Origin of the sequence: Sutcliffiella horikoshii, assembly GCF_019931755.1 — a bacterium.
GTDB classification, from domain to species: domain Bacteria; phylum Bacillota; class Bacilli; order Bacillales; family Bacillaceae_I; genus Sutcliffiella_A; species Sutcliffiella_A horikoshii_E.
Map to the genome: position 1 here is coordinate 2,821,637 of NZ_CP082918.1, position 26,296 is coordinate 2,847,932.

The 26,296-nt window shown below is 40.1% G+C and carries 29 protein-coding genes; 4 read left to right on the plus strand and 25 right to left on the minus strand.

Going from position 1 to position 26,296, the window contains the following annotated elements; genetic code table 11:
* Positions 1-65: 65 nt before the first annotated feature.
* The 5 genes from K7887_RS14580 to K7887_RS14600 form a co-directional block, all read right to left on the minus strand.
* Complete coding sequence (locus K7887_RS14580; protein ID WP_223490180.1) at positions 66-1,784, minus strand: methyl-accepting chemotaxis protein; 1,719 nt, start codon at positions 1,782-1,784, stop codon at positions 66-68.
* A gap of 125 nt (positions 1,785-1,909) precedes the next feature.
* Positions 1,910-2,089 carry a hypothetical protein gene (locus K7887_RS14585; protein ID WP_223490181.1) on the minus strand — a complete coding sequence of 60 codons (180 nt, stop codon included), beginning with the start codon at positions 2,087-2,089 and terminating at the stop codon, positions 1,910-1,912.
* Positions 2,090-2,153: 64 nt separating this feature from the next.
* Positions 2,154-3,098: an L-lactate dehydrogenase gene (locus K7887_RS14590; protein ID WP_223490182.1), complete on the minus strand. Its 945-nt coding sequence runs from the start codon at positions 3,096-3,098 to the stop codon at positions 2,154-2,156.
* An 88-nt stretch (positions 3,099-3,186) separates the two neighbouring features.
* Positions 3,187-3,981, minus strand: coding sequence for a DUF92 domain-containing protein (locus K7887_RS14595; protein WP_223490183.1), 795 nt, complete (start codon positions 3,979-3,981; stop codon positions 3,187-3,189).
* Positions 3,959-4,534: a 5-formyltetrahydrofolate cyclo-ligase gene (locus tag K7887_RS14600; protein WP_223490184.1), complete on the minus strand. Its 576-nt coding sequence runs from the start codon at positions 4,532-4,534 to the stop codon at positions 3,959-3,961. Before K7887_RS14600 ends, K7887_RS14595 begins: the two co-directional genes overlap by 23 nt.
* 200 nt (positions 4,535-4,734) lie before the next feature.
* Here K7887_RS14600 and rpmG point away from each other — a divergent pair, with 200 nt between their 5' ends.
* Positions 4,735-4,884, plus strand: coding sequence for a 50S ribosomal protein L33 (gene rpmG, locus K7887_RS14605; protein WP_010194590.1), 150 nt, complete (start codon positions 4,735-4,737; stop codon positions 4,882-4,884).
* A gap of 38 nt (positions 4,885-4,922) precedes the next feature.
* Here the strand turns inward: rpmG and K7887_RS14610 are convergent, their stop codons facing one another.
* Both K7887_RS14610 and K7887_RS14615 read right to left on the minus strand, forming a co-directional pair.
* On the minus strand, positions 4,923-5,984 hold the full coding sequence (locus tag K7887_RS14610) for a nucleotidyltransferase family protein (protein WP_223490186.1): 1,062 nt from the start codon (positions 5,982-5,984) through the stop codon (positions 4,923-4,925).
* A gap of 14 nt (positions 5,985-5,998) precedes the next feature.
* On the minus strand, positions 5,999-7,735 hold the full coding sequence (locus tag K7887_RS14615) for a glycosyltransferase family 4 protein (RefSeq protein ID WP_223490188.1): 1,737 nt from the start codon (positions 7,733-7,735) through the stop codon (positions 5,999-6,001).
* Between the two features lie 235 nt (positions 7,736-7,970).
* Here K7887_RS14615 and K7887_RS14620 point away from each other — a divergent pair, with 235 nt between their 5' ends.
* Together K7887_RS14620 and K7887_RS14625 are read left to right on the plus strand one after the other, a co-directional pair.
* Complete coding sequence (locus K7887_RS14620; RefSeq protein ID WP_168864076.1) at positions 7,971-8,351, plus strand: hypothetical protein; 381 nt, start codon at positions 7,971-7,973, stop codon at positions 8,349-8,351.
* Positions 8,341-8,847 carry an endolytic transglycosylase MltG gene (locus K7887_RS14625; RefSeq protein ID WP_223490190.1) on the plus strand — a complete coding sequence of 169 codons (507 nt, stop codon included), beginning with the start codon at positions 8,341-8,343 and terminating at the stop codon, positions 8,845-8,847. The genes K7887_RS14620 and K7887_RS14625 overlap by 11 nt, the downstream gene beginning before the upstream one ends.
* 316 nt (positions 8,848-9,163) lie before the next feature.
* Here the strand turns inward: K7887_RS14625 and K7887_RS14630 are convergent, their stop codons facing one another.
* The 12 genes from K7887_RS14630 to K7887_RS14685 all read right to left on the minus strand — a co-directional run bounded on the left by K7887_RS14630 (position 9,164) and on the right by K7887_RS14685 (position 19,489).
* Positions 9,164-11,287 (minus strand): heavy metal translocating P-type ATPase, encoded by a 2,124-nt coding sequence (locus K7887_RS14630; RefSeq protein ID WP_223490192.1) that lies wholly within the window; start codon positions 11,285-11,287, stop codon positions 9,164-9,166.
* On the minus strand, positions 11,277-11,672 hold the full coding sequence (locus K7887_RS14635; RefSeq protein WP_317849211.1) for an ArsR/SmtB family transcription factor: 396 nt from the start codon (positions 11,670-11,672) through the stop codon (positions 11,277-11,279). The genes K7887_RS14630 and K7887_RS14635 overlap by 11 nt, the downstream gene beginning before the upstream one ends.
* 85 nt (positions 11,673-11,757) lie before the next feature.
* A complete protein-coding gene (locus K7887_RS14640) occupies positions 11,758-12,624 on the minus strand; it encodes a permease (protein WP_223490194.1) in 867 nt (288 codons plus the stop codon).
* 72 nt (positions 12,625-12,696) lie between these two features.
* Positions 12,697-13,143, minus strand: coding sequence for a MarR family winged helix-turn-helix transcriptional regulator (locus K7887_RS14645; protein WP_223490196.1), 447 nt, complete (start codon positions 13,141-13,143; stop codon positions 12,697-12,699).
* Between the two features lie 104 nt (positions 13,144-13,247).
* Entirely contained in the window at positions 13,248-14,288 is a 1,041-nt protein-coding gene (locus K7887_RS14650; protein ID WP_223490198.1) for a zinc-binding dehydrogenase, read from the minus strand.
* Between the two features lie 138 nt (positions 14,289-14,426).
* Positions 14,427-14,600, minus strand: coding sequence for a hypothetical protein (locus K7887_RS14655; RefSeq protein ID WP_223490200.1), 174 nt, complete (start codon positions 14,598-14,600; stop codon positions 14,427-14,429).
* Positions 14,601-14,746: 146 nt separating this feature from the next.
* Positions 14,747-15,175: a protein-tyrosine phosphatase family protein gene (locus K7887_RS14660; RefSeq protein ID WP_223490202.1), complete on the minus strand. Its 429-nt coding sequence runs from the start codon at positions 15,173-15,175 to the stop codon at positions 14,747-14,749.
* 13 nt (positions 15,176-15,188) lie between these two features.
* A complete protein-coding gene (arsA, locus tag K7887_RS14665) occupies positions 15,189-16,931 on the minus strand; it encodes an arsenical pump-driving ATPase (RefSeq protein ID WP_223490204.1) in 1,743 nt (580 codons plus the stop codon).
* A gap of 12 nt (positions 16,932-16,943) precedes the next feature.
* Positions 16,944-17,312, minus strand: coding sequence for an arsenite efflux transporter metallochaperone ArsD (gene arsD / locus K7887_RS14670; protein ID WP_223490205.1), 369 nt, complete (start codon positions 17,310-17,312; stop codon positions 16,944-16,946).
* A 71-nt stretch (positions 17,313-17,383) separates the two neighbouring features.
* Positions 17,384-17,803 carry an arsenate reductase (thioredoxin) gene (arsC, locus tag K7887_RS14675; protein WP_223490206.1) on the minus strand — a complete coding sequence of 140 codons (420 nt, stop codon included), beginning with the start codon at positions 17,801-17,803 and terminating at the stop codon, positions 17,384-17,386.
* Positions 17,804-17,832: 29 nt separating this feature from the next.
* Positions 17,833-19,131, minus strand: a complete 1,299-nt coding sequence (locus K7887_RS14680; protein WP_317849212.1) for an arsenic transporter — start codon at positions 19,129-19,131, stop codon at positions 17,833-17,835.
* A 16-nt stretch (positions 19,132-19,147) separates the two neighbouring features.
* Positions 19,148-19,489, minus strand: a complete 342-nt coding sequence (locus K7887_RS14685) for an ArsR/SmtB family transcription factor (protein ID WP_223490207.1) — start codon at positions 19,487-19,489, stop codon at positions 19,148-19,150.
* A 208-nt stretch (positions 19,490-19,697) separates the two neighbouring features.
* Here K7887_RS14685 and K7887_RS14690 point away from each other — a divergent pair, with 208 nt between their 5' ends.
* Positions 19,698-19,850 carry a hypothetical protein gene (locus K7887_RS14690; protein ID WP_223490209.1) on the plus strand — a complete coding sequence of 51 codons (153 nt, stop codon included), beginning with the start codon at positions 19,698-19,700 and terminating at the stop codon, positions 19,848-19,850.
* Between the two features lie 83 nt (positions 19,851-19,933).
* On the opposite strand, the gene K7887_RS14695 is transcribed toward K7887_RS14690, so the two are convergent.
* The 6 genes from K7887_RS14695 to K7887_RS14720 all read right to left on the minus strand — a co-directional run bounded on the left by K7887_RS14695 (position 19,934) and on the right by K7887_RS14720 (position 26,120).
* Entirely contained in the window at positions 19,934-21,388 is a 1,455-nt protein-coding gene (locus K7887_RS14695) for a SulP family inorganic anion transporter (RefSeq protein WP_223490211.1), read from the minus strand.
* 291 nt (positions 21,389-21,679) lie between these two features.
* A complete protein-coding gene (gene phoU / locus K7887_RS14700; RefSeq protein WP_223490212.1) occupies positions 21,680-22,339 on the minus strand; it encodes a phosphate signaling complex protein PhoU in 660 nt (219 codons plus the stop codon).
* 24 nt (positions 22,340-22,363) lie between these two features.
* Positions 22,364-23,188, minus strand: coding sequence for a phosphate ABC transporter ATP-binding protein PstB (gene pstB, locus K7887_RS14705; RefSeq protein WP_223490215.1), 825 nt, complete (start codon positions 23,186-23,188; stop codon positions 22,364-22,366).
* 18 nt (positions 23,189-23,206) lie between these two features.
* Complete coding sequence (gene pstA / locus K7887_RS14710; RefSeq protein ID WP_223490217.1) at positions 23,207-24,091, minus strand: phosphate ABC transporter permease PstA; 885 nt, start codon at positions 24,089-24,091, stop codon at positions 23,207-23,209.
* Between the two features lies 1 nt (position 24,092).
* A complete protein-coding gene (pstC, locus tag K7887_RS14715; RefSeq protein WP_223490219.1) occupies positions 24,093-25,052 on the minus strand; it encodes a phosphate ABC transporter permease subunit PstC in 960 nt (319 codons plus the stop codon).
* A gap of 96 nt (positions 25,053-25,148) precedes the next feature.
* A complete protein-coding gene (locus K7887_RS14720; RefSeq protein ID WP_223490221.1) occupies positions 25,149-26,120 on the minus strand; it encodes a PstS family phosphate ABC transporter substrate-binding protein in 972 nt (323 codons plus the stop codon).
* Positions 26,121-26,296: the final 176 nt, after the last annotated feature.

Here is a 26,296-nt window from a genome sequence, read left to right on the forward strand (position 1 = left end):
TCCTCGTCCCTATATTTTAAATGGTCTAAGGAGAAAAGTAAAAAAATAACTATAATAATGTCCGTTCATTTACCAATTTCAAATCTTGCTGCAATGACAGAAAGGGATTTAGAAAGGGCGTTCAATTTCTTTCCTATTTCATTTGTATATTCCATCTGCATGACTTGATTTTCACTGGCTGATAGCATTTCCTCTGAACTTGCGGAGGTTTCTTGGGAGACGGAGAGCAAACTGTCAGTAGCAGACTCCAAATTCGGTAAAAACTCTTGCCAACCTTTTATATCTCCATTAATGACAGTTAGGTTCTCGCTCACTTCTTCCATTTCAGACATCAACTCATCAAAAGTGACTTTAGAAAGGTTTGCCGTGTGTAAGTTATCTTTAATCTTATCATGCATATTTTCAAATTCATTAACTGCATTTGCAGTTACGTCTTCCATACGCCCGATGGAACTCGTAATCTCCTCTGCGGCAGATGTTGATTGTTCGGCAAGATTCCTTACTTCGTTAGCTACAACAGCAAATCCCTTACCTGCATCACCTGCACGGGCTGCTTCAATGGTTGCATTCAGTGCCAATAGTTTCGTTTGTTCGGCAATCCCTTTAATTAACACTACTAACCCGGTAATGGATACAGAATAGTCTTTAACATTTTTCACCGTGTTGGACAGTTCTTCAAAATCCTTTTCAAATTGTATAATCGTCGTGATGAGCGTATTCATGTGTTTTTTTCCTATCTCTGCGGATTCATCCATTCTGTTGGAACTAGAAAAAACCCGTGACATATTGTTTTGCATTTCTCCAATAATGTCTTTCATTTCTTTAATACTTTGAACACTGCTCTCAGAACTAGAAGCAGTCTGCACAGCCCCTTCTTTCACCAAATTAATGGAACTTATTAATTGATGAGTGGAAACCATGGAATCTTCTGATGAAAGTCCAAGATGGTTTCCTGTCTCTTCTAACTCTTTTGTTGTTTGCTTTATCTCTTTTAGCACTTGAGTCATATTATGAATCATTGAATTATAGCTTTTGGTTAGTGACACAATTTCTGGTATGGATGTTTTTATGTTTTTTGCAGGCCTAAGATTCCCTTCTCTTTCTTCTCTCATCGCTTCCCTAAGAACAGATAAAGGCTTGGTTAAGGTTCGAACGAATATAATGGTGATGCATGTGAAAAGAACAACACTACCAAGAATGACCATTAGCGTGAAGAAACCCATATCATGGACAGGACTTAAATAAGATTTAGTCGGAACAATTAAACCATATATTCCATCCAGCTCTTTCATCTCTTTATAGGTGATCGTATACTCCTCCCCGTCAATGGATTCTTTTAAAATCCCTTTTTTTCTGCTGACCATCGTTTCCACCATGTTAAGTGTCATTGACGGAAGATTATCTTCACTTACCTTGAATGGCTGAATGTCGTTATTGGATATGTAAAAAAACTCCGGAAGGATACCATCTTCTTTCAAAGTATCCCTTTGAGCGCGAATATTCACCTCTAACTGCTGCATAAAATACGCTTCATCACTGATGTATGTAAACTTTAAAGGTTCTGCAATGTATCCCATAAGCTCTACTTCTCTAACAAGGCGATTTTCTATACTATCAATGGTCATTTCTTTAGATTTAGTATAAGAAACCAGTCCCACTGCCGTTATTGACGCTAACATCAATGTTATAAAGAGAATGAATAGTCTAGTCCCAAGGTTTATTTTTCCTAGGTAATGTTGAACATTCTCTGCAATTCGCGTTTTATATTTTACTAGTTGTTTCATCCCGTTGTTCCTCCTGTAACTCCTATTCGTCTAACAGGATAAATTATAGAGGAAAAATATTAATGTAATGTTAATTTTATGTAATATTAACAACAAAAGAAAAACCACCAGCATCCACTGGTAGTTTATCCTCGAAATACGGTTTGTAAAAAGCGGTCGCGTACAAATGGAATGTCCATTCCGAACGCTACAACAAATCTCCTAAGGCTGCCGATTCCCAAAATGTAATTTAGGATTTTATAACGACTTTGGTAAATGGCATATGTACCGACGCCAATCAGAAAAATTCTTAGTAAGAATCCCATCATCATCCCTCCTATCTATATCTTGCTTAAAAATAAAAAAAACATGCCCACAAAAAGGCATGTTTTAGAATACTTTATCTTTTATTTCTGATAGAACTTTAACAGAGTGTTGAAACTGCTCCGTCTCTTTATCACTCAAATCAAGTTCAAGTATGTCTCTAATTCCGTTTCGGTTAACGATAGCAGGAACTCCGATGTAAATATCCTCACTATCATACTCTCCATCCAAATAGGCAGAAACGGTCAAAATGGAGTTTTCGTTCTGAAGGATCGCTTTTGTCAGCCGTACAAGCCCCATGGCAATTCCATAATAAGTTGCACCTTTTCTCTCAATAATATGGTAGGCTGCATCTCTTACACTGACAAAAAGATCATTTAAATCTTCCTCTTTGTATTTTTCCTGTTTTGCCATCAGTTCTAAGATTGGTTTTCCGCCAATATCGGCTTTACTCCATACAGGCAGTTCCGTATCTCCATGTTCCCCAATGATATAAGCATGCACATTACGCGCATCCACTTGAAAATAATCACCGAGCACATATCGAAATCTTGCTGTATCAAGAATGGTTCCAGATCCTATTACCCTTTCTTTAGGCAGACCTGAGAATTTCCAAGTTGCGTATGTTAAGATATCCACCGGATTCGTTGCGACAAGAAAAATGCCGTCAAACCCATTTCCCATCACTTCATCTACTATGCTCTTAAATATCTTCGTATTCTTTTCGACAAGATCCAATCTAGTTTCACCTGGTTTTTGATTGGCACCTGCACAAATCACCACAATGTCTGCATCCTGACAATCTTTGTAATCACCATACCAGATCTTCGTTGGTGTTGGGGCAAATGCTATTCCATGATTCAAGTCCATTGCATCGCCCTCTGATTTTTCCTTATTCAGATCGATCAATACAAGCTCTTCTGTCACACCTTGATTCAATAAGGCAAATGCATAACTAGACCCGACAAACCCTGTTCCTATTAAAGCAACACGACTAATTCCGTTTCTCATGGTATCTCCTCTTTTCACCTAGGTTACGTTTACAAGATTATTATATCAAAAAAGATTGTGAAACACTGAGCAATTTATAACTATTTTGTTACATTAGAATCAAGACAGTGATGACACTTGCTATTAATATGGATGAAATGTTCACAACATCATTATTTATCCAAGCTCTTCCTTTTACTAATAGTGCTTGTTGTTGACAGTGTTCCTTCTTTTCCACGTGTTTTCCGCACACTTTACACCTGTAGGCAGATTGCACGGTTGCCCCTAAAAAGGTATCAATAAAGCAACCAACCACTCCCATTGTGGTAACGACGAAAACTAGTGCTATAGTTATTTCATTCCATAAAAAGTAGGATGCAACACTGATTAACGCAGAACCAGCGACTGCAGCTAAGGTTCCTAGTACTGAAATAGCTCCGGAAGTTCCTGCTTCCACAGTTTCCATTTTCATGATGGAGAATGGTCGCTTCTTACTTAGTGACCCTATCTCGGATGCCCAAGTATCTGAATTTGCGACGGCAATCGAGGCGATAAATCCGTATATCCAAAAGTCTGCCGGAAACACGTATGCTAAAATTCCAATCAGGGCCGGCACGCCACCATTAGCGAAAACTTGCACCATATCACGTTGCGATCCCTTTTCATGCATATCCGTTATCTTTTCCTTCTGCTTACGGTTGTATTTGCTCCATAAACTAGAGGTCACAAAAAACAGTCCAATCAATAGGAGACCATACCCTTTAAATCCTAAAGCAATAAAAATCCCAACAAGGAAGGTCGCTACTGCACCGGACGCAGCCAATGCCTTTAGTTTATACCCTCCCCAAGCCAACGCAACAATCCCGACTATTAATAGAATCTCATTTTCTAATAGTGCAGTCATACACGACCTCATTTGTCACAATTTTATGTACTGGGATATCATAATGATCGGTCGGGACTTTTTTAACCATCTGCTGTGAAAATGCCAATGATACTTTGTAGCCAGTATAATCAACCAGGTAACGGTCGAAATAACCACCGCCAAACCCGATTCGATACCCTTCCTCATCAAAAATCAGACCAGGAACCAACATTAATTCCAGCTTGTCTTTCGGGCACATTTCCACTTCTGTGACGATGGGCTCTTTTAGTCTAAAATAGACGGACTCTAGCTGGTTGAAGTTTTCTAAATAATAGAAGTGCATGCTTTTATCCTTTGGGAAACATTTCGGCACGGCCACTTTCTTCTCTTCGTCCCATGCACGCGTGATGATGGCTTCTGTGTCCACTTCCGGAAAGCGGGAAATGGTCACAGCAATTGTTTGTGCATCCTGCCATTCTGTTGAAGAAAATAGTCTATCCTGGATTTCTTTGCTCTGCATGTCATGGCTTGATCTGTCCATGCCCCCTAGTATTTTTTTCATCTCTTCCCTTAACAGACTCTTCTCTTTCATAACCTTGCCTCCTATGACAATCTTACTCTTACCATACCAAATTTTTTTTAGAGCTACACCCATAACGAAAGAAAACAGGGAGTTTTAATGACCTCTAAACTTTATTTTCCCCTGCCCGAAAAAAAACTGGCATTATAAAAAAAATAATGATATTATAGTAAGGTCTGAATTGAATGCACTATATGTTTGGAGGGATAACGATGCGCGTAAACGTAACTTTAGCTTGTACTGAAACTGGTGATCGTAACTATATCACTACTAAAAATAAACGTAACAACCCAGATCGTCTTGAGCTTAAAAAATACAGCCCAAGATTGAAAAAAGTAACTGTACACCGTGAAACAAAATAAGCAGCAGGATTTTCCTGTCTGCTTATTTTTTTTGCCCATTAACCTGCTTCTACCGGGCTAATATTCTTTTTGTTTTTGACCTTCACAGATGTATTCGCTTTATATCCCTCGCTGATTTGATACCTTGGAGCGATCGTTACATTTCTTATCGATGATGGAGAGGTTTGCTCGATGGTGACATCATCCCAAACAATGCTCCTGCTTAACTCACAGTCCTTTGTTATTTTGGAACTCTTCCCGATGATGGTGTACTTGCCAATCACCACATGATCTCCTAAATAAGAGTCGTTCCCGATATAAGCAGGCCGATTGATGGTCACATTGTCTTCCATTTTTACATTTGAACCGACCCATAAGTTAGGTAATACCTCTTCTGCAGCTATATTGACACGTACTTTTTTATCGAGCATATCGTATTGTGCCTGCCGGTAATCCTCATGACTGCCAATATCCTTCCAATATCCATTAGCGTGGTATCCATAGAGGCTCATACCGTTTTTAATAAGCCTTGGAAAAATGTCTTTGCTGAAATCGTACGCTTTTCCTTTTTCCATCATACATAACACAAACGGATCTACCACATATATACCGGTATTTACGACCTTACTGAATTCTTCGTCTTTCTGAGGTTTTTCCACAAATCTCCTGATATGTCCTTGTTCATCTGTATCGACAATTCCGAACTTATTCGGCTTTTTGACTTCCTTCGTAAAAATAGTGAATAGGGAATGTTTTTGCATATGATAGCGCACTCCGGCCATCAGATCGAAATCAGTCAATGCATCCCCGCTTATAACTAGAAAAGGTTCATCAAGCAGGTGCTCTGCATTTTTAACGCTCCCGGCGGTTCCGAGCGGAAGGTTTTCCTGCAGATAGGTTATTTGAACGCCCCATTGGGAACCATCTCCAAAGTAGCTCCTGATTTTATCGCTCAAGTATTGGAGGGTGATGATGATTTCTGTAATTCCATGTTCTTTTAAGAGTTCAATGCTATATTCCATGACAGGTTTATTTAGCAATGGCACCAATGGTTTTGGGAGTTTTTGCGTTAACGGCAACAGCCGGGTACCTTTCCCCCCAGCCAATATGACTGCTTTCATAAGCTTTATCCCTCCTACTGGACGGAAGAAGTAGTAACTGTTGTCTCATAAACCGCCTCTGTCTGCTCTCTTACATCTTCCCAGTTATATTTTTGCTTCACTTCATTCGATGCCTTTTCCCCAAGCTTTTCACATAAGGTTGGGTCCTCAATCAAAGTAGATATCTTCTCACTCAAATTCGAGACATTCTCTGGTTCAAACAAAATACCGGTTTCTCCGTCATTAATGATAGAAGAAAGCCCCCCAGTCCTAGCAGCTATAACAGGTTTACCCGCTGCCATTCCTTCTATGGCCACAATTCCAAATGGCTCATAACTGCTCGGTACAACAAGCATGTCGCATCGCTTTAGTAATGTTGCTTTTTCACGTTCATTTACATAACCGATGAACAGCATGTGTTTCTCCAGCCCTTCTTTCCTAACTAATGCTTTATAGTCAGACAAATAAGGACCTTTTCCAGCTAGTATAAAAAGACATTCAGGGTACGTTTCATGTATTTTTTTTGCAGCATCTATCAGAGTGGTTATTCCTTTTTCAGGTACCATTCTTCCCAAAAAAAGAACAAGGTGAGAAAATGATCTCCGGTTTATAAAGTCCTGCACACTGCTACTTTCTTCATCTGAAAGATCAACCCCATTAGGGATAATATATACTTTCTTTTCACCGCTAATCCTTTTCTCCACTTCCTTCTTCATATACATGCTACAAACAATTAATACGTCGGAATGCTGAATCAGCAACTCTTCCCATTTAGCAGTTTGAATCTGCATTGGGGATTCAAGATTGCTTCTACCTTCTTCAAGCGCATGAATCGTTGATACTATAGGAAGCTTCATACTATTTTGCAGAGCCCTTGCAGCAAATCCAACAAGCCAATCATGGGCGTGTATGATAGTAACCATATTGTGACTAGATATGTTTCGCACTCGTTCTACCAAATTCATATTGGTTTGGGCGACAAATAGATGAAAATCATCATATGAGATATCTACTTCTTTGGCCCTGTAAACTTTTATCCCTTCCACTGTTTCCGTCTCTGGTGCTCCAAGACTATGCGGGGTCACAACCGACACATCGTGGCCGGCTTTAGCCAACTGTCTTGATAATTGCCATACGTGCTGCCCAAGGCCGCCTATAACCGCAGGAGGGAACTCCCAAGACAACATGACAATATGATATTTATGTTTTATTTCTTCATGTAACAAAAGATTATGTGATGAATGAACAGAATAGAATACATCAGAAGTAACAGTTTCCTGAAATGTTCCAGAATTTAACTGACGTGCTTTTTGAAGTACAGGTGAGGGTTTTTCATAATAGGTATAGCCGGCAGCCAACTCTGGCCACTTACCAATCATGTTTATCGGTGTCCATACAGCTCCAGTTTTTGAGCGCTCGTGCTTGTTAGTGCCCTCTACTTTCAGCCTGTTGCTTTGAAAAAAAGGAAAAAATCCGTCCGCTTTTCCTATACCAATTTCCGCCCGAATAGAATAGTATCCGCTGATTTCTGGAAGTGAAATGCTGCCATCATTCATTTCAGTTATTATATCCAAAAAGAAGACATCATTTCTACTAACCTGTGAGCTTCCTTTCCAACCTATCAGTCTGATAACCAGTCCTTCCTCCTCTAATGACTGATAGGACTTAACAAAATCCTTCCTCCATTGGTGCACAACCCACTCTGCTTTCAGAACTCCGTCATGGTTTAAAATTAACCTAATAAATTCCTTATTTGACTCGATGCTGCTCATGGTTTAAACCTCTTCCCCCACGAATCTATCTTTTCTTTCATCTTATCATGTGAATTTTCTTTTCCACAACAGCCGGTTTTTGTCGTCTTTTGTGATAAAGCGTAAATTTTTATGTCCGTTGATAAAAAACGTTCACAAAACCGTCATATGTTTCTGAGGAATTTGTCGAAAGACTATTTTTCCATCTCTACTCCTATGATATAAAAAAGAGAGAAACTTTTATTGAGGTGAAAAAATGTTAATCGCAAGTATAAGTTTGATCATTATTGCAGTCGCTGTGATTGTAATTTCCTTCTTTGTGGATGACAAGTTTGCTGATCTAGAAAAGGAAATGGAACAGTTATCCTTTGATGTTGTTCAGGACAAATATAAGTTGGAAAGAAAAATGAAAGTATTAGAAGAAGAACTATTGGGTGGAACTACTCCTATACATAAGGTTAAGACGAAAAGACAAGCAAGCCACCAAAATGTAAGCGAAGAAGATGTTGCTATTTCCCTTTACCAAAAAGGATACACGCCTTCTCAAATCTCTCAATTCACTTCCACCTCCATGGACAAAGTGGAACAGATCCTTCAATCTGCCAACCTAAAAGGGAATGTAGCCAATGAGAACTAATCTTAGAGCTTTCGCAATCGGCATTCTCTTAGCTACAGGTGTAATGGGAGTTGCCTATTCTATTGTCAGCGCCGGAGCAACTACATTAAATGAAGAAAGTGTTCAGGCATACGCAGCAGAAAATGACCTTCATCTTTTGTCAAAGGAAGAGTATGACGAGTTATTGCCTGAAGTAGTACCGGTAGAGGAAACAAAGACAGAACAAAAAGAAGAAGTGAAAGAAGAGAGTAAGAACAACGAAGAAACAAAAGAAGAAGAGACAGAAGAAGCGGAAGAAAAAGAAGAAACGAATGAACCTTTTGAAATTGTAATTCCGGATGGAATGGCAACTTATGAAATCACCGCGTTACTCGCACGCGAAGGGATCATTGAGGATGACAAGAAGTTTGACGCTTACCTTGAAGACAAAAACATTGCCACCAAGGTCCGATCTGGTACGTTTACAATGAAAAAAGGCATGAGTTACGAAGAAGCCGCAGATGTATTGATAAAATAGTTTTCGTAGTGAAAGCACCGCTCCACTTGGGGCGGTGCTTTTTTGTGTAGTTTTCACCGGGGAAACAGAGGGTTCGCACCATAAGGAAATGCGCTGAAATAGCCCCTAAACCGAATCGGGCGATAATAAAATTTTACGGGCGATTTTTCAAAATTACGGGCGAAAAATGACCCATTTCGGGCGATAATTTAAAAAAACGGGCGATTCCCTATATATCCCAAATCAACTTTGCAGCACTCTCCTCATAAAAAAGCAGCAGCCTTCCCCCGCCCTAACATTCCAACGGGCGGGAAAGCTGCTACTATCTGCTAGCTTTTTATTTATCTTTATCTTTTACCTCTAGAAGCCTCAAACTATTTAACGTCACAAGCAGTGTTGCTCCCATATCTGCAAAGATCGCAATCCATAAGGTGAGCCAGCCTGGAATCACCAGCAGAAGCGCCAAAATCTTCAGCCCCAACGAGAAAGCAATATTCTGCTTGATGATAGTCAATGCTTTCCGGCTTAGTCTGATGGTGAACGGAAGTTTGCGCAGGTCATCTCCCATCAATGCTACATCTGCTGTTTCCAGCGCGGTATCGGTTCCCGCTCCTCCCATTGCCACTCCCACTGAGGAAGCTGCAAGGGCAGGCGCATCGTTAATACCGTCCCCCACCATCATTATGCTATCGTGCTTTTCACGTAAATCTTTGATATATCGAAGCTTATCTTCCGGCAGCAGGCTGGATTTAACATGGTCTATCTCCACCTCGTGTCCTATTGCTTCGGCAGTCCTATCGTTATCTCCTGTAAGCATGTATAAGTGAGGGATACCCATTTCCTTCAGGTTCTTCACGCTGGAGGCACTACTTTCTCTTATCTCATCGCGGATCCCAAGAACACCCAAGATCCTGTCAGAAGTCCCGACTACAATCACTGTTTTTCCTGCATTCTGTAAGAGATGGATACTTTCGGCCAGCCCTTCCACTTTCGGATGCTTTTGACTCAAGAACCAATTCGGACTTCCTGCCTGATAAAGAGTACCATTTATAGACCCTTTTATCCCTTTACCTGCAACAGATTCAAAATGTTCCATAGTATAATCATTAACAGCTACTCCAACCTCTTCCGCTTTTTGAAGAATGGCTGAAGCTAATGGATGGGTGGAACCACCTTCAAGTGTTGCAATGATTCTTAACAATTCTTCCTCTTTTAAATGAAAGGCCTGAACATCTGTCACTTCTGGTGCGCCTCGAGTTAAAGTCCCAGTCTTATCAAAAGCAATTGCCTTGATTCGACCCACTTCTTCAAGGAAAACACCACCCTTGATAAGGACTCCATTTCGAGCTGCATTCCCTATTGCTGTCACAATGGCAATCGGAGTGGAAATAACAAGTGCACATGGGCAACCTACAACGAGAACCGCAAGGCCTTGATAGATCCAAGTATTCCAATCCAATCCCATGAACAGTGGAGGGACTGTAGCTACGAGAAAAGCAATAACAATGATTAGCGGTGTATAATATTTCGCGAACTTATCCACAAATGCCTGAGAAGGTGCCCTTTCCGCTTGAGCCTCTTCGACTAGATGAATGATTTTAGAGATGGTTGTGTCCTCGACCCTCTTGGTGACTTCCACTTCCAACAGTCCATCTTCATTAAAGGTTCCTGCAAATACCTCATCATTCACGCCTTTAGATACAGGAATACTCTCCCCTGTAATCGCAGCTTCACTGATAGATGCTCCACCTTTGATAATGATGCCGTCCATTGCGATTTTTTGCCCTGGTTTTACAACCATCCGGTCGCCTATCTGAACATCTTTAACAGAAATCTGTTTTTCAATTCCTTCTATTAATATAGTCGCTTGTTTAGGAGAAACATTCATTAGCGAGCGAATCGAAGCTCGTGCTTTTTCCATCGAATAAGATTCCAAAGCTTCGCTGATTGCGAAAAGAATGACGACAGTGGCACCCTCTCCCCATTCTCCGATTATTGCGGCTCCAATTATGGCAATAGTCATGAGGGTCTTCATGTCAAATTGAAGCCTAATCAGATTATTAAGTCCAGTGAAGAACAGTCTGTAACCGCCTATTACAATGGAAGCAGCGAAAAGAATAATGGTAGATATATGATCTTCTCCTTGCTGAAAAAATGCTACCCAGCCTGCGACAAGAAAAAGGAATGAGAGAAGGACGGTCGCATGTTTCCGATAAAAGGGAACAGGCGGTTCTTCCGGTAGATCCTCTTTTTCTGAAGAGACCTTCAGTTTGTCAAACGCCCCTGCTTTTTCTATATCAGTGATGCTTGCAGATCCACTAACAGAAATTTTAGATGCACCGAAGTTAACTCTTGCTTCTGTTACACCTTCTATCTTTTTAACATTATTCTCGAATTTTTGAGCGCAGTTTGCACAAGTTAATCCTTGAATGCGGTAAGTTTGCTCCACTTTATTTTTCACGTGTCTTCACCTCTTTTTGATGGGTAAAGGCAATATCAATTAATTGTCTGACATGATCATCATCCAAGGAATAATATACAAGCTTTCCTTCTTTTCTGAACTTTGCCAATCCGAGATCCCTTAACAGTCTAAGATGATGGGAAGCCGTTGCGACGGTGGATTCCGTAATGGTTGCAACATCATGCACACAGAGTTCCTCGGCTAAATTTAACGCCTGCGCTATTTTCAACCTCGTTGGATCAGACAGCGCCCGGTATATCTTTGCCACATCATTTGTCATCGCTTCATCTATTTGTTTCTTCACATTTTTCACTTTTGTTTCATTTGCACATTCTTCTTGACACTGTTGCACGGTCAAAACTTCTGAATTAGACTTGATCGACATAAAAGGCTCCCCTTTACATTCAAACGTTCATTTGAATATTAGTATATGCCAATCTAGCTAAAATAGTCAATACATTCAACCTGATTCAGATAAGATAAAACAAGAACCCAGAAATGGTGGACATACTTATGACAGAAACAACAAATGCCACCACCAGTTTTTTCTTAAAAATGCTATTCAATAATGCGACTTCAGGCAGACTCGCCCCAGCTGAACTGATAAGCAATGCCATCACAGGTCCCAAGGCCATTCCTTTGGCTATCATCATCTGAGATATGGGAATCATTGTAGAAAGTCTGATGTACAAAGGAATCCCGATAATTGCAGCGATTGGCACGAGCCACCAATTGTCTCCTCCGAGATATTGTGTGATAAAGGACGTTGGTACCGCTCCATGTATTAGTGCACCGATTGCTGCGCCAAATAGTAAGAAAGGATAAACGGTTTTCATAAGCGTAAGCGTTTCTGCAACGGACCTTTTTAGATCAATTCCTTTGTTCTCCGGCTGATAATTTTTCAGCAGTACATTTTTCAATTGCTTCTCAAAACCAAACTTAGCTAGCGACAACCCAATTATTATGGAGAGAACAGTCGTGGTAAGGGTATAGATAAGTGCCACCTTCCACCCAAGTAATGCTGTCATAATAGTTAGGATGGTCGGATCGAGTACAGGCGATGCAAAAAGAAAAACCATCACGATTCCAAAAGGTACCTTTTTCCTCAGCAAGGTGACCACCATTGGGATAGTGGAACACGAACAAAACGGGGTAATAAATGCGAACAAGACAGCAAATAACGCACTTAGAATCGTATTTCCCTTGTTTAACCATTTCTCCATTTTATGAAACGGAACAATAGATTGGATAATGGAAACCAGAAAGGTAATGAGAACAAAAAGGACCGTTAACTCCAAGGCGATATACAAAAAGCTTGTAACTATTTCTTTAAACATATTAAACACTCCCTCATTTTATTTGCATTTTGCAACTATTATTTCTATAAAAAAGCAAGCATTATAACTTGCTCAATATAACGGTTTACAGCACATATTGCTTTTACTCATCGCTGCATTCAATACCTTTAAGGACTCTACCACTTTTTCGCTTTCTTTTTCGCTTAAATGTGTAAACACGTTTGTTAAGTAGTGAAGCATTTGTTGATTAATTTCTCGTTCTACTTTTTTACCGTTTTCAGTGAGGTATAGGTGATATACTCTTTTGTCTTCAGCTGATTGTCTTTTTTCCACTAATTCAAGTTTCACTAAAGTTTGAATCTGTCTGCTAAAAGTCGTGATGTCCATGCCAATTGTTTCGGCAACCTGTTGCATGGATGGCCCTTCTGCTCTGGCCAATTCGTAAAGAATATGACTTTGCACTTGAGATATATCGTGATCTCCTACCGAGCAGCAGTTTTTATTCAACATACCGAACCGTCGCATCGTCACCTGGAGTATCGCTCTTACATCTTCCATTATTTTCACCTCTTTCTTTTTATTATAATCAATTATTTGCATTTTGCAACTATTTTTTCATAATATCAGCGCTAATTCATTTCAATTAGCGCTGTCTATATATATTATTCTTCCGGCAATAACAAAATTTTCCCTAACTTCCCCTTTTCCTTAAAGTATATTTGGGCCTCTTTCGCTTTCTCTAATGGAAATGCTTTATCAATGACAGGCTTAATTTTACCTTCAGCTATCGCCTGAAGCATATCTTTAAATTCTTCTCTCGTCCCTAACACCGAGCCATACATTGTAATATGTTTAAGATACAACGTTCTAAAGTCTAGTTTTGTCTTCTGACCACCAGCAGAGCCTGATATGCAGAACTTCCCGCCTTTCTTTAACACTTGAAGGGATGTAGGGAATAAAGCATCGCCTACTACATCTAAAACCGAGTCTATTGGTCCCCCATTCACTTCAAGGATTTCTTCAGAAAGATTCTCGGATTTATAAGATAAAACATGGGTCGCACCTAATTCCTTCATTCTTTCCTCACCATTTAGGTCCCCTACAATTGCAATCACTTTCGCGCCGAAGACTTTGGAAGCGATTTGTACATTTAACGAACCAACCCCGCCGTTTGCACCAGTTACCATTATAGTTTCGCCAGGTTGAATATGTATTTGTTTGACCATATGCCATGCAGTTAATCCGCTTACGGAAAATACTGCACTTTCCTCATAACTTGGAAGAGGCATATCTAAACATAGCTCAGCAGGCCACACGACGTATTCCGCATATCCACCATCATATTCCGAACCTATAAAGGACATATCTTCTGAAATATGTTCCTCTCCTTCTTTTCCACTAGAGGTAAAAGGGAACAAGACAACATCTTTTCCAACCATAGATTCTTCCACCAAAGCTCCAACTTTCACTATCGTTCCAGATATGTCGGATCCAGGTGTACGTGGGAATTGCACTCCTTCTGGCCTCCATCCGGACTTAGAACCAGTACCGTAGGCTCCTTCTCTCATCCAGATTTCTGTATTATTAATCGCACAGGCTTTCACTTTAACAAGCACTTCATTTTCTTTTGGATCAGGTATGGGTATGTCTACTACTTCCAACATATCAACATCCCCATATCCTGTTACTTGGACCGCTTTCATATAATCAACACCTTCACTTTCTTTTAACCTCTAATATAGTATTAACAAATTATTTTCCCATTTACTTATGAAATAAAAATGATAACCGCTTGACTAAAAAAGAGCAAACGCATCTTCACGCTTACTCTTTTTTTCATTTTAACAACAATCGCTATCCTTCATCCCCAACAACACAAGTCCTTTTCCTTGCGGAGTTTCTTGAACATCCAGGACAAGTTCCGTTGTCATGCTTTCGATTTTCGGATCGATTGCGACTTTTATTGTATTTAATGTTTCCACTTTATCATCTGCTTTTGCCTCATCCAGAGACAATCCTAATTGTGGGCTTCCTCAGCCCCAGCCTGCAAAGTAGACACGTATATTGCTTGCCCCGTTTTCACGCAGGACATCAGTTAGCACGTCTCTTGCTTCGTTTGAAACCTTCACGGCCAGTCACCTACCTTCTTCTTATTTTGCTATTAGTGTTTTTCATACATGTTCTGAAGCACTTCTTTTAACTCTGGCTTTACATTAATGACAGGTCGGATGGAAGTTGCAAGCTTTTCCGCTTCTTCCACAGTACTAGCTTTCCCCATGTGAAGCAAGGTACCCATGGCAACGGTGCCTGTTCTGTTACGCCCGCCAGAGCAATGGAAGTACACTTTCTTTCCTTCTTGTTGGGCCTGTACCACATATTCAATGGCATCCTTCACTGATTCATCCTGTTTTGCTGCATCGTCCACGATTGGCATGTGGATTCGAGGAAGATTGTCTTCCACATTATCCGTTTCGGCACGCAAGTCTATGATAACATCTAGGTTTTCATTTGTGTGAGCGTCTTTAGCTTGATCTGCTCCTCCGATAAAAACATTCTCCAATAATGCCTGATAATTTTTTTCGTTTGTCATATTCCTTCACTCCTTATAACAGGTTCTCTTTTTCCCATGGTAGAATGGCGCACTTGTCTTTCGAATCATTCACTCTCTCGATCCATGGCAGTTCATGTTTACCTCTACCTGATAACAATGGATCATTTGTTTCTGTAAAGGCAAAACTCTGATTGATGATCCACCACCGAGGGGTTATTGATGCTCGCTCCAGGTCAGCATGTAACCTTTCTGCCTCGAGAACAGGTGTTGCTTCGGGAAGGGTTACAATGAGTACCGCTGTCTCTTCGGGATTTCTTAGGCGCGGAAGAAGGTTTTGCACTTCTTTTGGAACCTCGCCTGTAGAGCGCAGTAATTCCTTTTGATAGGATTGGGCCGCATCGAGAAGCAGCAAAGTATGACCGGTTGGTGCTGTATCGATGATAACCACTTCCTGGTCCGCCTTGCCAACTATGTTCGCAAACTTCTGGAATACCGCTATTTCCTCGGTACATGGTGAATTAAGATCTTCCTCAAGGTATGCAAGTTGCTCCTCGGTTAATCCATCTCCTGCCTGTTGTAGCACTTGCTTTTTATATGCTTCCACTTCAGCTTTTGGGTCCACTTTACTGACCGTTATATGCTCAAGCATAGATTTGTCATTTAATGCATGTTCCAAATGGGCTGCAGGATCTGTCGTAGTGAGATGAACTTTCATCTCTTTTTCCGCGAGTTTCACAGCAAGTTTTGCTGCAAGGGTTGTTTTTCCTACGCCGCCTTTCCCCATTGTGAATATCACACGCAGATTCTGATTTATGATATCCTCAGCCACTTGGTCAAAATTGGAGAGTACTGTAAGCATTTCAGCGTTGACCTTACCCATTTCGTCCACTTGAACCGTTTCTCCATTTAACCAGGCTTTTAACGGACCTATCCCTGTTAATGAATACGATATATATGGTAGATAGGTCATCGGTATCTCTTTGAATTGGTTCATAGCAATACCCATTGCTTTCTGTTGCTTTTCAAAAAACGCCAAGGATACCTCATCATTCATAACTGGTTTTTCCATTAGACCATTAACGATCAGCTTTTGATTGTCCAGGCCAATCTCCTTTAACTCTTTGGAAGCACGTGCAGCTTCTATGATGGGGGATTCATCAGGTCGCGTTACCAGAAACAATTGAGTCTGTGATGGATTGGATAGTGCTTTTACTGTCCGTTCATACAGCTCCTTTTTGGCAGCAAGCCCTGAAAGAGGTCCTAAACACGAAGCTCCATGGGTACTTTCCTCGAGAAAATTGTTCCAAGCAGACGGCAAGGACAATAACCTAAGGGTATGCCCGGTTGGTGCTGTATCAAATATAATCACATCAAATTTTTCGGTAATCTCTTTTTGTGTAAGTAAAGTGGAAAACTGATCAAAGGCTGCTATTTCTACCGTGCAGGCCCCAGATAACTGTTCCTCCATGGTTGCTACAACCGATTCAGGGAGTTTTCCCTTATAAGGACCAATTACATTTTCACGGTACTCTCTTGCCGCTTCCTCAGGATCGAGATTGCAAGCATAGAGCCTTTCAACACCTGGTATTTCAGAAATATCATTCGTCAATTCGATTCCAAATACATCTTGCAGGTTAGAGGCTGGGTCCGTACTTACAATCAACACTTGCTTGCCTTGTTCTGCAAGAGCGATAGAAGTGGCACAGGCTGTGGACGTTTTTCCCACCCCACCTTTACCTGTAAAAAATAAATATGGAGTCTCTATGTCTTTTGCGGGTTGAAATGTTGGGAGCATAAAGCCACCTTCCTAGTTAATAGAGTTTAAAGTGATATTCAGTTTTTTCTTCGGCTTTTCATGAGCCAATTCATCTACTTTCACACCAGACCATTCTGCAAATTCCTCATTGGTAGGATAATCAGCCACCTTCATCACTTCACCATTTACAAGCACAATCGGAAGGCATTCAGGTCCCTTTTCCATCAGTAGATCATTCACCTTTTGGTTCGTTACAAACGGTTCAGGCTCTGAGCCTAAATTATAGCGGATGACTTCCATTCCTTTTTGCTGTAAGGAAAAAACAGCACTTGCAAATCTTGTCAGTTCAGGGTCGACACTTGGACCACATACTCCTGTTGCGCAACACATTGCCGGGTCAAAAATTTCAATTTTAGCCATTTCTCATTTCCCCTTTCCAAACTTATTGATATAGAAAAAATAGCCGAGGATATTACACTCGGCCATTTTTATTATTTTCCTGTCTCAGCAAACGTCTTGATTCTGTCGCCGATTTCGTCACGTACACGTTGGAAGAATTTCCACTTCTCTTCCTCTGTTCCTTCTGCTTTGGCAGGGTCATCAAAGCCCCAGTGTACTCTCTCTTTGTTTGGTGGTGTTGCCGGACAAACATCTGCTGCATGACCGCAAAGTGTTACGACTAGATCTGCTTTTTTCAAGATTTCAGGATCGATTGTGTCAGAAGTTTGGTTGGTGATGTCCACGTCCACTTCATTCATTGCTTTTACTGCTTTTGGGTTCACACCGTGTGCTTCGATACCTGCGGAGTATACGTCCCACTCGTCACTTAGATATTTTTTTCCCCAGCCTTCTGCCATTTGGCTGCGGCAAGAGTTACCTGTGCATAGGAAGTAGATTGTTTTTTTAGTCATGTTGAAAAACTCCTTTTTGTTTTAGTTAGTTAACCAATTATTAAAAGCCAGAAGTATAGGCCTAATAGCGTGATGAATAGGGTTGGTATGGTGAGGATGATACCTACTTTGAAGTAGTATCCCCAACTGATTTTTACACCTTTCAGGCTTAATACATGTAACCATAAAAGGGTTGCCAAGGAACCGATTGGCGTTATTTTTGGACCAAGGTCAGATCCGATGACATTGGCATAGATCAATGCTTCTCGGATGGTTCCAGTTGTTGCTGTATCTTTGATTGCAATAGCGTCAATCATGACAGTTGGCATGTTATTCATGAAGGATGAAAGGATAGCTGCAATGAAACCCATTGATATGGTTGCAACGAACAGCCCTTCATCTGCTGCCATTTGGATAACGTCTGTTAATATATTGGTCAAGCCTACATTTCTTAGGCCATACACCACCACGTACATCCCAATCGAGAAGAATACGATTGCCCATGGCGCACCTTTCAAAATTTGTTTCGTATGAATAACAGGGCTGTTTCTGCTTATTAATAGAAAAATGATAGCGACAGATGCTGCTACGAACGAAACCGGAATGCCTGCAAATTCACTTGCGAAGTATCCGACAAGTAGGACCGTAAGTACAATCCATGATAAATTAAAAAGCTTTACATCTTTAATCGCTTCTCTAGGTGCTTTCAATACGGACAAATCATAATTTTCCGGAATGCTTTTACGGAAGAACAAGTAAAGCACCACGATACTTGCACCAAGCGCAAAGAAGTTCGGAACAATCATTCGTGAAGCATATTCCACAAACCCTATATCAAAGAAGTCTGCTGAAACGATGTTCACAAGGTTACTAACCACTAGTGGTAACGAAGTAGTGTCCGCGATAAATCCACTAGCCATGATAAACGGTAAAATCATCTTCTCTTTAAACTGTAAATTCCTCACCATTGCCAGAACAATCGGTGTCAGAATAAGTGCGGCACCATCATTTGCGAAGAATGCTGCAACAATCGCTCCAAGCAAGGTGATGTAGATGAACATCCTTACTCCGCTACCTTTGGCAAATCTCGCCATGTGCAGCGCCGACCATTCAAAGAAGCCGACTTCATCTAAAATGAGGGATATGATAATCAAAGCCACAAACGTCAATGTTGCATTCCAAACAATGCTTGTCACATCAATGACGTCTGTAAAAGTTACAACACCAAAAAGCAATGCCAGTAGTGCCCCCCCACAGGCTGACCACCCGATAGACAATCCTTTAGGTTGCCAGATAACAAAAACTAATGTAAGTAAAAAAATCACAGATGCCAAAATAATATCCAGCAAATAAATCCCCCCTAAACTAACAACAAGTAATTCTAAGTCCTTTTTCCTCCAGCTCTTTCATCTTCTCTTCAAGCGAAGGAACATGCGCCAGAATCGAAGTGATTAATCCATAGTGTGGATGTTCCGTATTAATGGAATACATGATCCACTGACCTTTTCTTGATTCTTTCACCAGGGCAACTTCTTTTAATTTCTTCACATGCTGGCTGATGGAAGGTTGGCTCATTTGAAAAATCTCGACAAACTCACAAACGCAACAATCGTGATCTTGTAGAAGTGCCAACATGGAAAGCCTTGTTTTATCACCTAAAATTTTCAGCGTGCCTGCCGCTTCTTCCATTTTCAATACATGTTGCATACGTACACCTGCCTTTGGAAAAGATAAGTAATATAAACAAACACTTATATAACAATATGCTTATATAATAAAACACTTATATGTTGGTTTCAACCTTTCTTTTGTAAAGAAATTGTGAAGAATAATTGCAGAATTATCTGTCAATTGATATAATCTACTTAAGAAAACGCTTCCAAAAACATATGAGTTGGAAAGGTGATGCTGTGTTATGATGGACTATCAGTACAGACGACGAGCTTTTCAGAACCTTCATGTGGAACAAGAAGAAGCAAAAATAGACCTAAAACAAAAAGTTAAAAAATCCAAATCAATGATGGCTTCGATAGCCGCGTTCTTTTCTTTTTTTCATCACACTTCATAGGGCCAAAGAGGTCCCTTTTTATTATGTCTTTATTACGCACAAAAAACGGGACAAAATGAATTGTCCCGTCAATTATTTATTAATTAATGTCCAGATGTAGCGGATAAACCTACTCTGTCTATAAGTGTTTTACTTTCATCATTTAGGCCCACGATGTTGACATTTTTACCAAGCCTTTGATATTTTTGTACCGTTTTGGAAATTGCGGTTACTGCAGATTGATCCCAAATATGAGTGTTACTGAAATCAATGACAATTTCTTTTGGATCATTGTTGTAATCGAATAAATCGACAAAGTGACTCATTGTTCCAAAAAACATTTGTCCAGTAATTTGATAATGCATGACGTCTTCTTTCAACGTCATCGTTGCTTTGATTTTGGCCATCTTCCAACCGAAGATTAATGCACTCAGCACAACCCCAGCTGCTACACCCTTTGCAAGGTCATGTGTATAAACTACAATGGCAACTGTAACAATCATTACTACTGCATCAGCGCGAGGTATTTTATGAAGTTCGCGGATGGACTGCCAGTCAAATGTACCGATGGAAACCATGATCATTACTCCAACAAGTGCGGCCATTGGTATTTGAACAACTACATCACCTAGTACCATAATCAGGAATAATAGGAATGTACCTGCGACTAGGGCAGAAAGCCTTCCACGTCCACCTGATTTAACGTTAATAACAGATTGTCCAATCATCGCACAACCAGCCATACCACCGAAGAAGCCAGTTATGACGTTTGCAATACCTTGACCCTTCATTTCTCGGTTCTTGTTGCTCTTTGTATCTGTCATTTCATCTACAATTGTTGCAGTTAGTAGGGACTCAAGGTTACCTACGATTGCCAGTGTAAATGCATAAGGCAAGATGATCATGAATGTTTCCCACGATAACTCAACCATAGGGATACTGAAGATTGGCAATGCTCTTGTAATCTCCCCTTGATCACCAACCGTTGAAAGTCCGAATCCTCCACCAAATACGACCACTGCAGTAATTACTACAATCGCAAATAATGCAGAAGGAATTGCTTTTGTAAGTCGAGGTAAGATATAGATGATAGCAAGTGTTGCTGCTACAAAAGCATACATTACCCAAGTTACACCTTTAAATTGCTCCAACTGAGCCATAAAGATTAAGATTGCTAGAGCATTAACAAATCCGATGATTACCGCTTGAGGTAAAAAGGATAAATATTTGCCCAGCTTAAAGATACCCATTAGTATTTGAATGATACCGGTAAGGATGGTGGCAGCGAATAGATACTGCACTCCGTGATCAGCTACCAATGTAATCATCAGTAATGCCATCGCTCCGGTTGCAGCTGAAATCATCCCTGGTCTTCCACCAGTAAAGGCGATAACCACAGCAATACAGAAGGACGCATATAACCCTACCATCGGGTCTACACCCGCAATGATGGAGAATGCGATAGCTTCTGGAATGAGGGCTAATGCTACGGTCATACCGGCAAGTACGTCACCACGCACGTTACCAAACCATTCTTGTTTTAAGTTTGCTACGTTCATAGCACACCTCTTTCTTTGTTATTTAGTTTTGTGACTCTCTACTCTCAAGAAAGTCGGGTCCGTTTGCAACAGAAAGAATCATACCACATATTTCGAAACCTGAAAATTAGCTTGAAAACGGAAACATAGGAATTTATCTCTCTTAATCTCTTTAATTCTCTTCATTTCTCTTGTTTTCGTATATTCTTCATAAAAAAGACAAATTCTTGAAGTCTATTTATTCTGACAATAAGAACCTGTTCAATAAAAAAATAAGAAAGCTCTGTTCAATTAAGAACAAAGCTCCCTTCATCAGTCATTCAATTCATAGTGGCTACCTTTTACAAGGTAGAAGATATTCTCTGAAATATTGGTTGTGTGATCTGCCATACGCTCAATATAACGGCAAATGAAACTCAATTGTGTAATCTCAGGGATCATGTCCGGATGATCTTTTGTAAGCTGTAATAGTTCACGAATGTTTTGACCGTATAGCTCGTCCACTTGATCATCCATGTCTGCTACTTTTTTGGCAAGTACTACATCTTCATCATAGTAAGCCTTTAAAGCAAGTGATAGCATTTCTGTTGCGATGCTATGCATTTTTTCTATCTTTTCAATCTGTATTAATGGTTGCGTATTTTTTCCAATTCTTATCGTCGACTTTGCAATATTTACAGCAAAGTCTGCGATACGTTCTACATCAGTGGAGATTTTAATCGCCACAAAGATTCGTCTCAAATCAATTGCCACCGGCTGTTGCTTGGCTATAAGCAGAATGGCAAAGTCATTGATTTCTTCATCCAAACGGTCTGCCTTGTTGTCCTCTTCAATAATCTGAAGTGCTAAATCTACATTTTGATTTGTTAAGGCATCAATGGATTTTCCCATTGCGATTTCAGCTAAACTTCCGAGTTCCAATAATTTGTCTCTTAACGTTTCTAAATCTACATGAAATTGACGTAATACCACCTTACTCTTCCTCTCTACCTTATATTATCCGAAACGGCCAGTAATATAGTCTTCTGTACGCTTATCTGCTGGATTGGAGAATAATTTATCTGTTTCTGAGTATTCCACAACTTCCCCATTTAAGAAGAAAGCCGTTCTGTCGGATATACGAGCAGCCTGTTGCATGTTGTGCGTTACAATGACAATACTGTAGTCTTTTTTCAATTCCTGAACAAGCTCTTCCACTTTCAGGGTAGAGATCGGGTCAAGTGCAGATGTTGGTTCATCCATTAAGATGACATCCGGCTCGATAGCCAAGCAACGTGCAATACATAAACGCTGCTGTTGCCCACCAGATAGCCCATAGGCATTTTCTTTTAGACGGTCCTTCACTTCATCCCAGATAGCTGCTCCTCGCAAACTCTTTTCTACAATTTCATCAAGGATTTTTTTGTTTCGGATTCCATGAATTCTTGGTCCATAAGCAATATTGTCATAAATGGATTTAGGGAACGGGTTTGGCTTTTGGAATACCATCCCTACATTGGTTCTTAGTTCTTCCACTTTATACGATTTCCCTAAAATGTTCTTTTCACGATATAGGATATCACCAGAAACTTTTACGCTTGGTACTAATTCCACCATACGATTTAATGTTTTAATATAAGTTGATTTACCGCAACCGGATGGTCCGATGATCGCCGTCACTTCATTTTCGTAAATTGGCAAGTTGATATTTTTCAATGCCAGGTTTTCACCGTACCAAAGGTTTAAATCTTTTGTATCATAAACAATTTTTTTGTCTTTTGGGGTGTTGGTTGTAAAAGAAGTATTGTTCTTCGTTTCACGTTCAGGCACTGCAATTTGCATAGATGATTCCTCCTAGGATTAAAATCTTCTTTGAAATTTATTTCGAATAATGACTGCAATGGAATTCATGACTAATAAGATGAAAAGTAATACCACGATAGTTGCGGCGGCAAGGTTCGCATATTCTGCCACAAGAGCTGCGTCAATCGTCCAATAGTAGATTTGCATTGGAAGGACCGTGAATTTATCAAAAATCCCTTCAGGTAACGGGATCAATAGTGCCGGAATACCCAATACAACTAGTGGAGCAGTTTCCCCAATCGCACGGGATAACGCTAGAATAACTCCTGTTAAAATACCAGGTAATGAAGCAGGCAAAACGATATTCTTGATTGTCTGCCATTTTGTCGCACCCATTCCATAAGATGCTTCTCTCAGGTAACCTGGTACAGAACGAATCGCTTCTTGACTTGCTACAACTACGATAGGAAGAACTAATAGTGCCATTGTAAGTCCACCGGCTAAAACGATGTTTCCAAGTCCTGCTGCCCTTACAAAAATAGTTAATCCCAAGATACCAAATACAATCGAAGGTACACCCGCTAAGTTAGAAATATTCGTCTGTAAAAAGCGTTGAAGGCGGCCTTTTTTTGCATACTCTTCTAAATAGATAGCCGTACCGACACCAAGAAACAAAGTAACTGGTGCAACCACTATCATCAGCCATAAAGTACCCGTGATGGCACCCATGATTCCAGCTCGATCTGCCATGGTAGACAGTTTACTCGTTATAAATTGAAGATCGACCCAACCCATACTTTGCGAAATAACACGGTAAAATAAGATCACCAGTACAACAAGACCAATTAATGTGGCTGCTAAAAATAATGATTTAGCAATATTGTTCACTGTTAGTCTAGAATTCATCTTCTTTCGTACTTGTGCTGCATCAACATACTTCATCTTAATATTCCTCCCTATACTTGCGAGAGATATACTGGGCGATCAGGTTCATGATAAGAGTAAACACGAACAAGGTCATCGCAACAGCATACAAGCTATAATATAAAGTTGAACCAGCTGGTGCATCTCCACCGGTTACTTCCACAATGTATGCAGTCATCGTTTGCATAGATTGTGTGACGTCAAACGTAAAATTCTTCGTACTTCCGCTCGCAATCGTTACGATCATCGTTTCACCGATTGCACGGGAAATAGCCAGAACAAATGATGCGATAATTCCAGACATAGCTGCAGGAACGACTACTTTCCAAGCTACCTCAAGTTTCGTTGATCCAAGTGCTAACGCTCCCTCTCTCATTGCATTAGGAACGGAGCTCATCGCATCTTCTGATAAAGAGGCAACCATTGGAATAATCATGATTCCCATTACTATTCCTGGACTGAGGATATTGGTTGGTTCTAAACCAGGGATGATTTGTCTTAATAGAGGTGTTACGAAAGTGAATGCAAAGAATCCGTAAACGATTGTCGGAATACCAGCTAGCACCTCTAAGATTGGTTTTAACGTTCTTCTTACTCTATCTGAGGCATATTCGCTTAAGAATACTGCACTCATTAAACCGATCGGGATTGCAACTACCATGGCTATAACAGAGGAAATAATTGTACCTGTCAACAATGGCAGTACACCAAATTGCGCATTATCCCCTAAAGGCTTTAATTGTGTACCTGTAAAGAAATCAAGAAACGGAACTCTAGAAAAGAATTCTACTGTCTCAAATAATAAAGTAAATATGATACCTAGCGTTGTAAAAATTGAAATCGTCGCGATACCTAAAAGAAATTTTGGCACAAACGCTTCAATAAATCTATTGGTATTCAGAGTAGTCTTTTTCTCATTGATCAACTCTCTGACATTGATGCTATCTTTCTGATTAGCCAATTTGAAATCCCCTTTCATCCTTTACCCTAACGTAACAAGGACCATCCAAAGCCTATTTTTCAAAATACATAGAGGAAGATGAGCAGCAAGGAGCCCCTCATCTTCCCTGATAACTTACTTTAAACCTTCAAGCTCTTCTACAGAAGCTTTGATCTCTTCATCTGTCAACGGAGCAAACCCTGTTTCACTTGCAACAGTTTGTGCATTTTCCATTGTGTAGATTGCGTAGTCTAGTACTTGAGGCTTTTCTTTCGCCATACCAACGTTCAAGTAAGTGAATACTGGACGAGTAAAGTTTGCGTAGTCGCCATCTTCAGCAATTGTATCAAGTGATGGTTCTACAGGTCCGTTACCAAAGTCGACTTTCACAGCTGTTAATTTATCTGTGTTGCTTGCATAGTAACCATAACCGAAGAATCCGATTGCGTTTTTATCTTTAGAAACAAGGTCTACTAGTGTAGAGTATTCTTGTTGTAAGTTAACACCTTCAACTAAATCTTTTTCTTCAAGGATAGTTTCCCAGAAGAACTCATATGTTCCGTGGTTTTCATTTGGACCATAAGCTTTAATTGGCTCATTTGGGAAGTCCGGGTTGATATCAGACCAGTTTTTAATATTGCCTTCAGCTAAGAAGATTTTTTTAATGTCTTCTTCTGTTAATTCTGTAGCCCAGTCGTTTTCTTTATTGATGACGATTGTTAAACCGTCAAGTGCAACTTTCATTTCTTTAACTTCCATACCAAGTTCGTCAGCTTGTGCTGTTTCTTCTTCTTTAATTTCGCGAGATGCGTTGTTGAAATCCGTTCCGTTTTCCACAAGGAATTTCTTAAATCCTGCAGATGTACCAGCACGACTTACTTCAACAGATACACCTTCTTGAGCTTCTGTCATGTATTTTTCAGCCATTAATGACATGAAAGGAAATACTGTACCAGATCCATCAATTACTACACTACCTTCAAGTTCTTCTCCACCTTCAGCAGATGCTCCATCTGAAGATCCGTTGTTTGAGTTTCCACATGCTGCAGCGAATACTGCAAGTGATGCAACGATTGCTAGTAATAAAAAACGTTTGAAGCTTTTCATTTCTTAATTCCCCCTAAGGTTTCTGTTTTAGTTGATGTTTCTGTTTATCTTGCCCTACGAGTAATAGAATATAACTTGTGTGTTAACTGGGTATGAATCAAGTGTAAAGGTTTTGTAAATGTCGTTTTTTTTGTAGTTTTATCGGGAATAATGGGGGAATTTAGTGAGAGTTTCTT

Coding starts and splice junctions, on each gene's coding strand:
- K7887_RS14580 (WP_223490180.1), bottom strand. CDS start 1,784: ATGAAACAACTAGTAAAATATAAAACGCGAATTGCAGAGAATGTTCAA.
- K7887_RS14585 (WP_223490181.1), bottom strand. CDS start 2,089: ATGGGATTCTTACTAAGAATTTTTCTGATTGGCGTCGGTACATATGCC.
- K7887_RS14590 (WP_223490182.1), bottom strand. CDS start 3,098: ATGAGAAACGGAATTAGTCGTGTTGCTTTAATAGGAACAGGGTTTGTC.
- K7887_RS14595 (WP_223490183.1), bottom strand. CDS start 3,981: ATGACTGCACTATTAGAAAATGAGATTCTATTAATAGTCGGGATTGTT.
- K7887_RS14600 (WP_223490184.1), bottom strand. CDS start 4,534: ATGAAAGAGAAGAGTCTGTTAAGGGAAGAGATGAAAAAAATACTAGGG.
- rpmG (WP_010194590.1), top strand. CDS start 4,735: ATGCGCGTAAACGTAACTTTAGCTTGTACTGAAACTGGTGATCGTAAC.
- K7887_RS14610 (WP_223490186.1), bottom strand. CDS start 5,984: ATGAAAGCAGTCATATTGGCTGGGGGGAAAGGTACCCGGCTGTTGCCG.
- K7887_RS14615 (WP_223490188.1), bottom strand. CDS start 7,735: ATGAGCAGCATCGAGTCAAATAAGGAATTTATTAGGTTAATTTTAAAC.
- K7887_RS14620 (WP_168864076.1), top strand. CDS start 7,971: ATGTTAATCGCAAGTATAAGTTTGATCATTATTGCAGTCGCTGTGATT.
- K7887_RS14625 (WP_223490190.1), top strand. CDS start 8,341: ATGAGAACTAATCTTAGAGCTTTCGCAATCGGCATTCTCTTAGCTACA.
- K7887_RS14635 (WP_317849211.1), bottom strand. CDS start 11,672: ATGTCGATCAAGTCTAATTCAGAAGTTTTGACCGTGCAACAGTGTCAA.
- K7887_RS14640 (WP_223490194.1), bottom strand. CDS start 12,624: ATGTTTAAAGAAATAGTTACAAGCTTTTTGTATATCGCCTTGGAGTTA.
- K7887_RS14645 (WP_223490196.1), bottom strand. CDS start 13,143: ATGGAAGATGTAAGAGCGATACTCCAGGTGACGATGCGACGGTTCGGT.
- K7887_RS14650 (WP_223490198.1), bottom strand. CDS start 14,288: ATGAAAGCGGTCCAAGTAACAGGATATGGGGATGTTGATATGTTGGAA.
- K7887_RS14660 (WP_223490202.1), bottom strand. CDS start 15,175: ATGACAAACGAAAAAAATTATCAGGCATTATTGGAGAATGTTTTTATC.
- arsA (WP_223490204.1), bottom strand. CDS start 16,931: ATGCTCCCAACATTTCAACCCGCAAAAGACATAGAGACTCCATATTTA.
- arsD (WP_223490205.1), bottom strand. CDS start 17,312: ATGGCTAAAATTGAAATTTTTGACCCGGCAATGTGTTGCGCAACAGGA.
- arsC (WP_223490206.1), bottom strand. CDS start 17,803: ATGACTAAAAAAACAATCTACTTCCTATGCACAGGTAACTCTTGCCGC.
- K7887_RS14685 (WP_223490207.1), bottom strand. CDS start 19,489: ATGCAACATGTATTGAAAATGGAAGAAGCGGCAGGCACGCTGAAAATT.
- K7887_RS14690 (WP_223490209.1), top strand. CDS start 19,698: ATGATGGACTATCAGTACAGACGACGAGCTTTTCAGAACCTTCATGTG.
- K7887_RS14695 (WP_223490211.1), bottom strand. CDS start 21,388: ATGAACGTAGCAAACTTAAAACAAGAATGGTTTGGTAACGTGCGTGGT.
- pstB (WP_223490215.1), bottom strand. CDS start 23,188: ATGCAAATTGCAGTGCCTGAACGTGAAACGAAGAACAATACTTCTTTT.
- pstA (WP_223490217.1), bottom strand. CDS start 24,091: ATGAAGTATGTTGATGCAGCACAAGTACGAAAGAAGATGAATTCTAGA.
- pstC (WP_223490219.1), bottom strand. CDS start 25,052: ATGAAAGGGGATTTCAAATTGGCTAATCAGAAAGATAGCATCAATGTC.
- K7887_RS14720 (WP_223490221.1), bottom strand. CDS start 26,120: ATGAAAAGCTTCAAACGTTTTTTATTACTAGCAATCGTTGCATCACTT.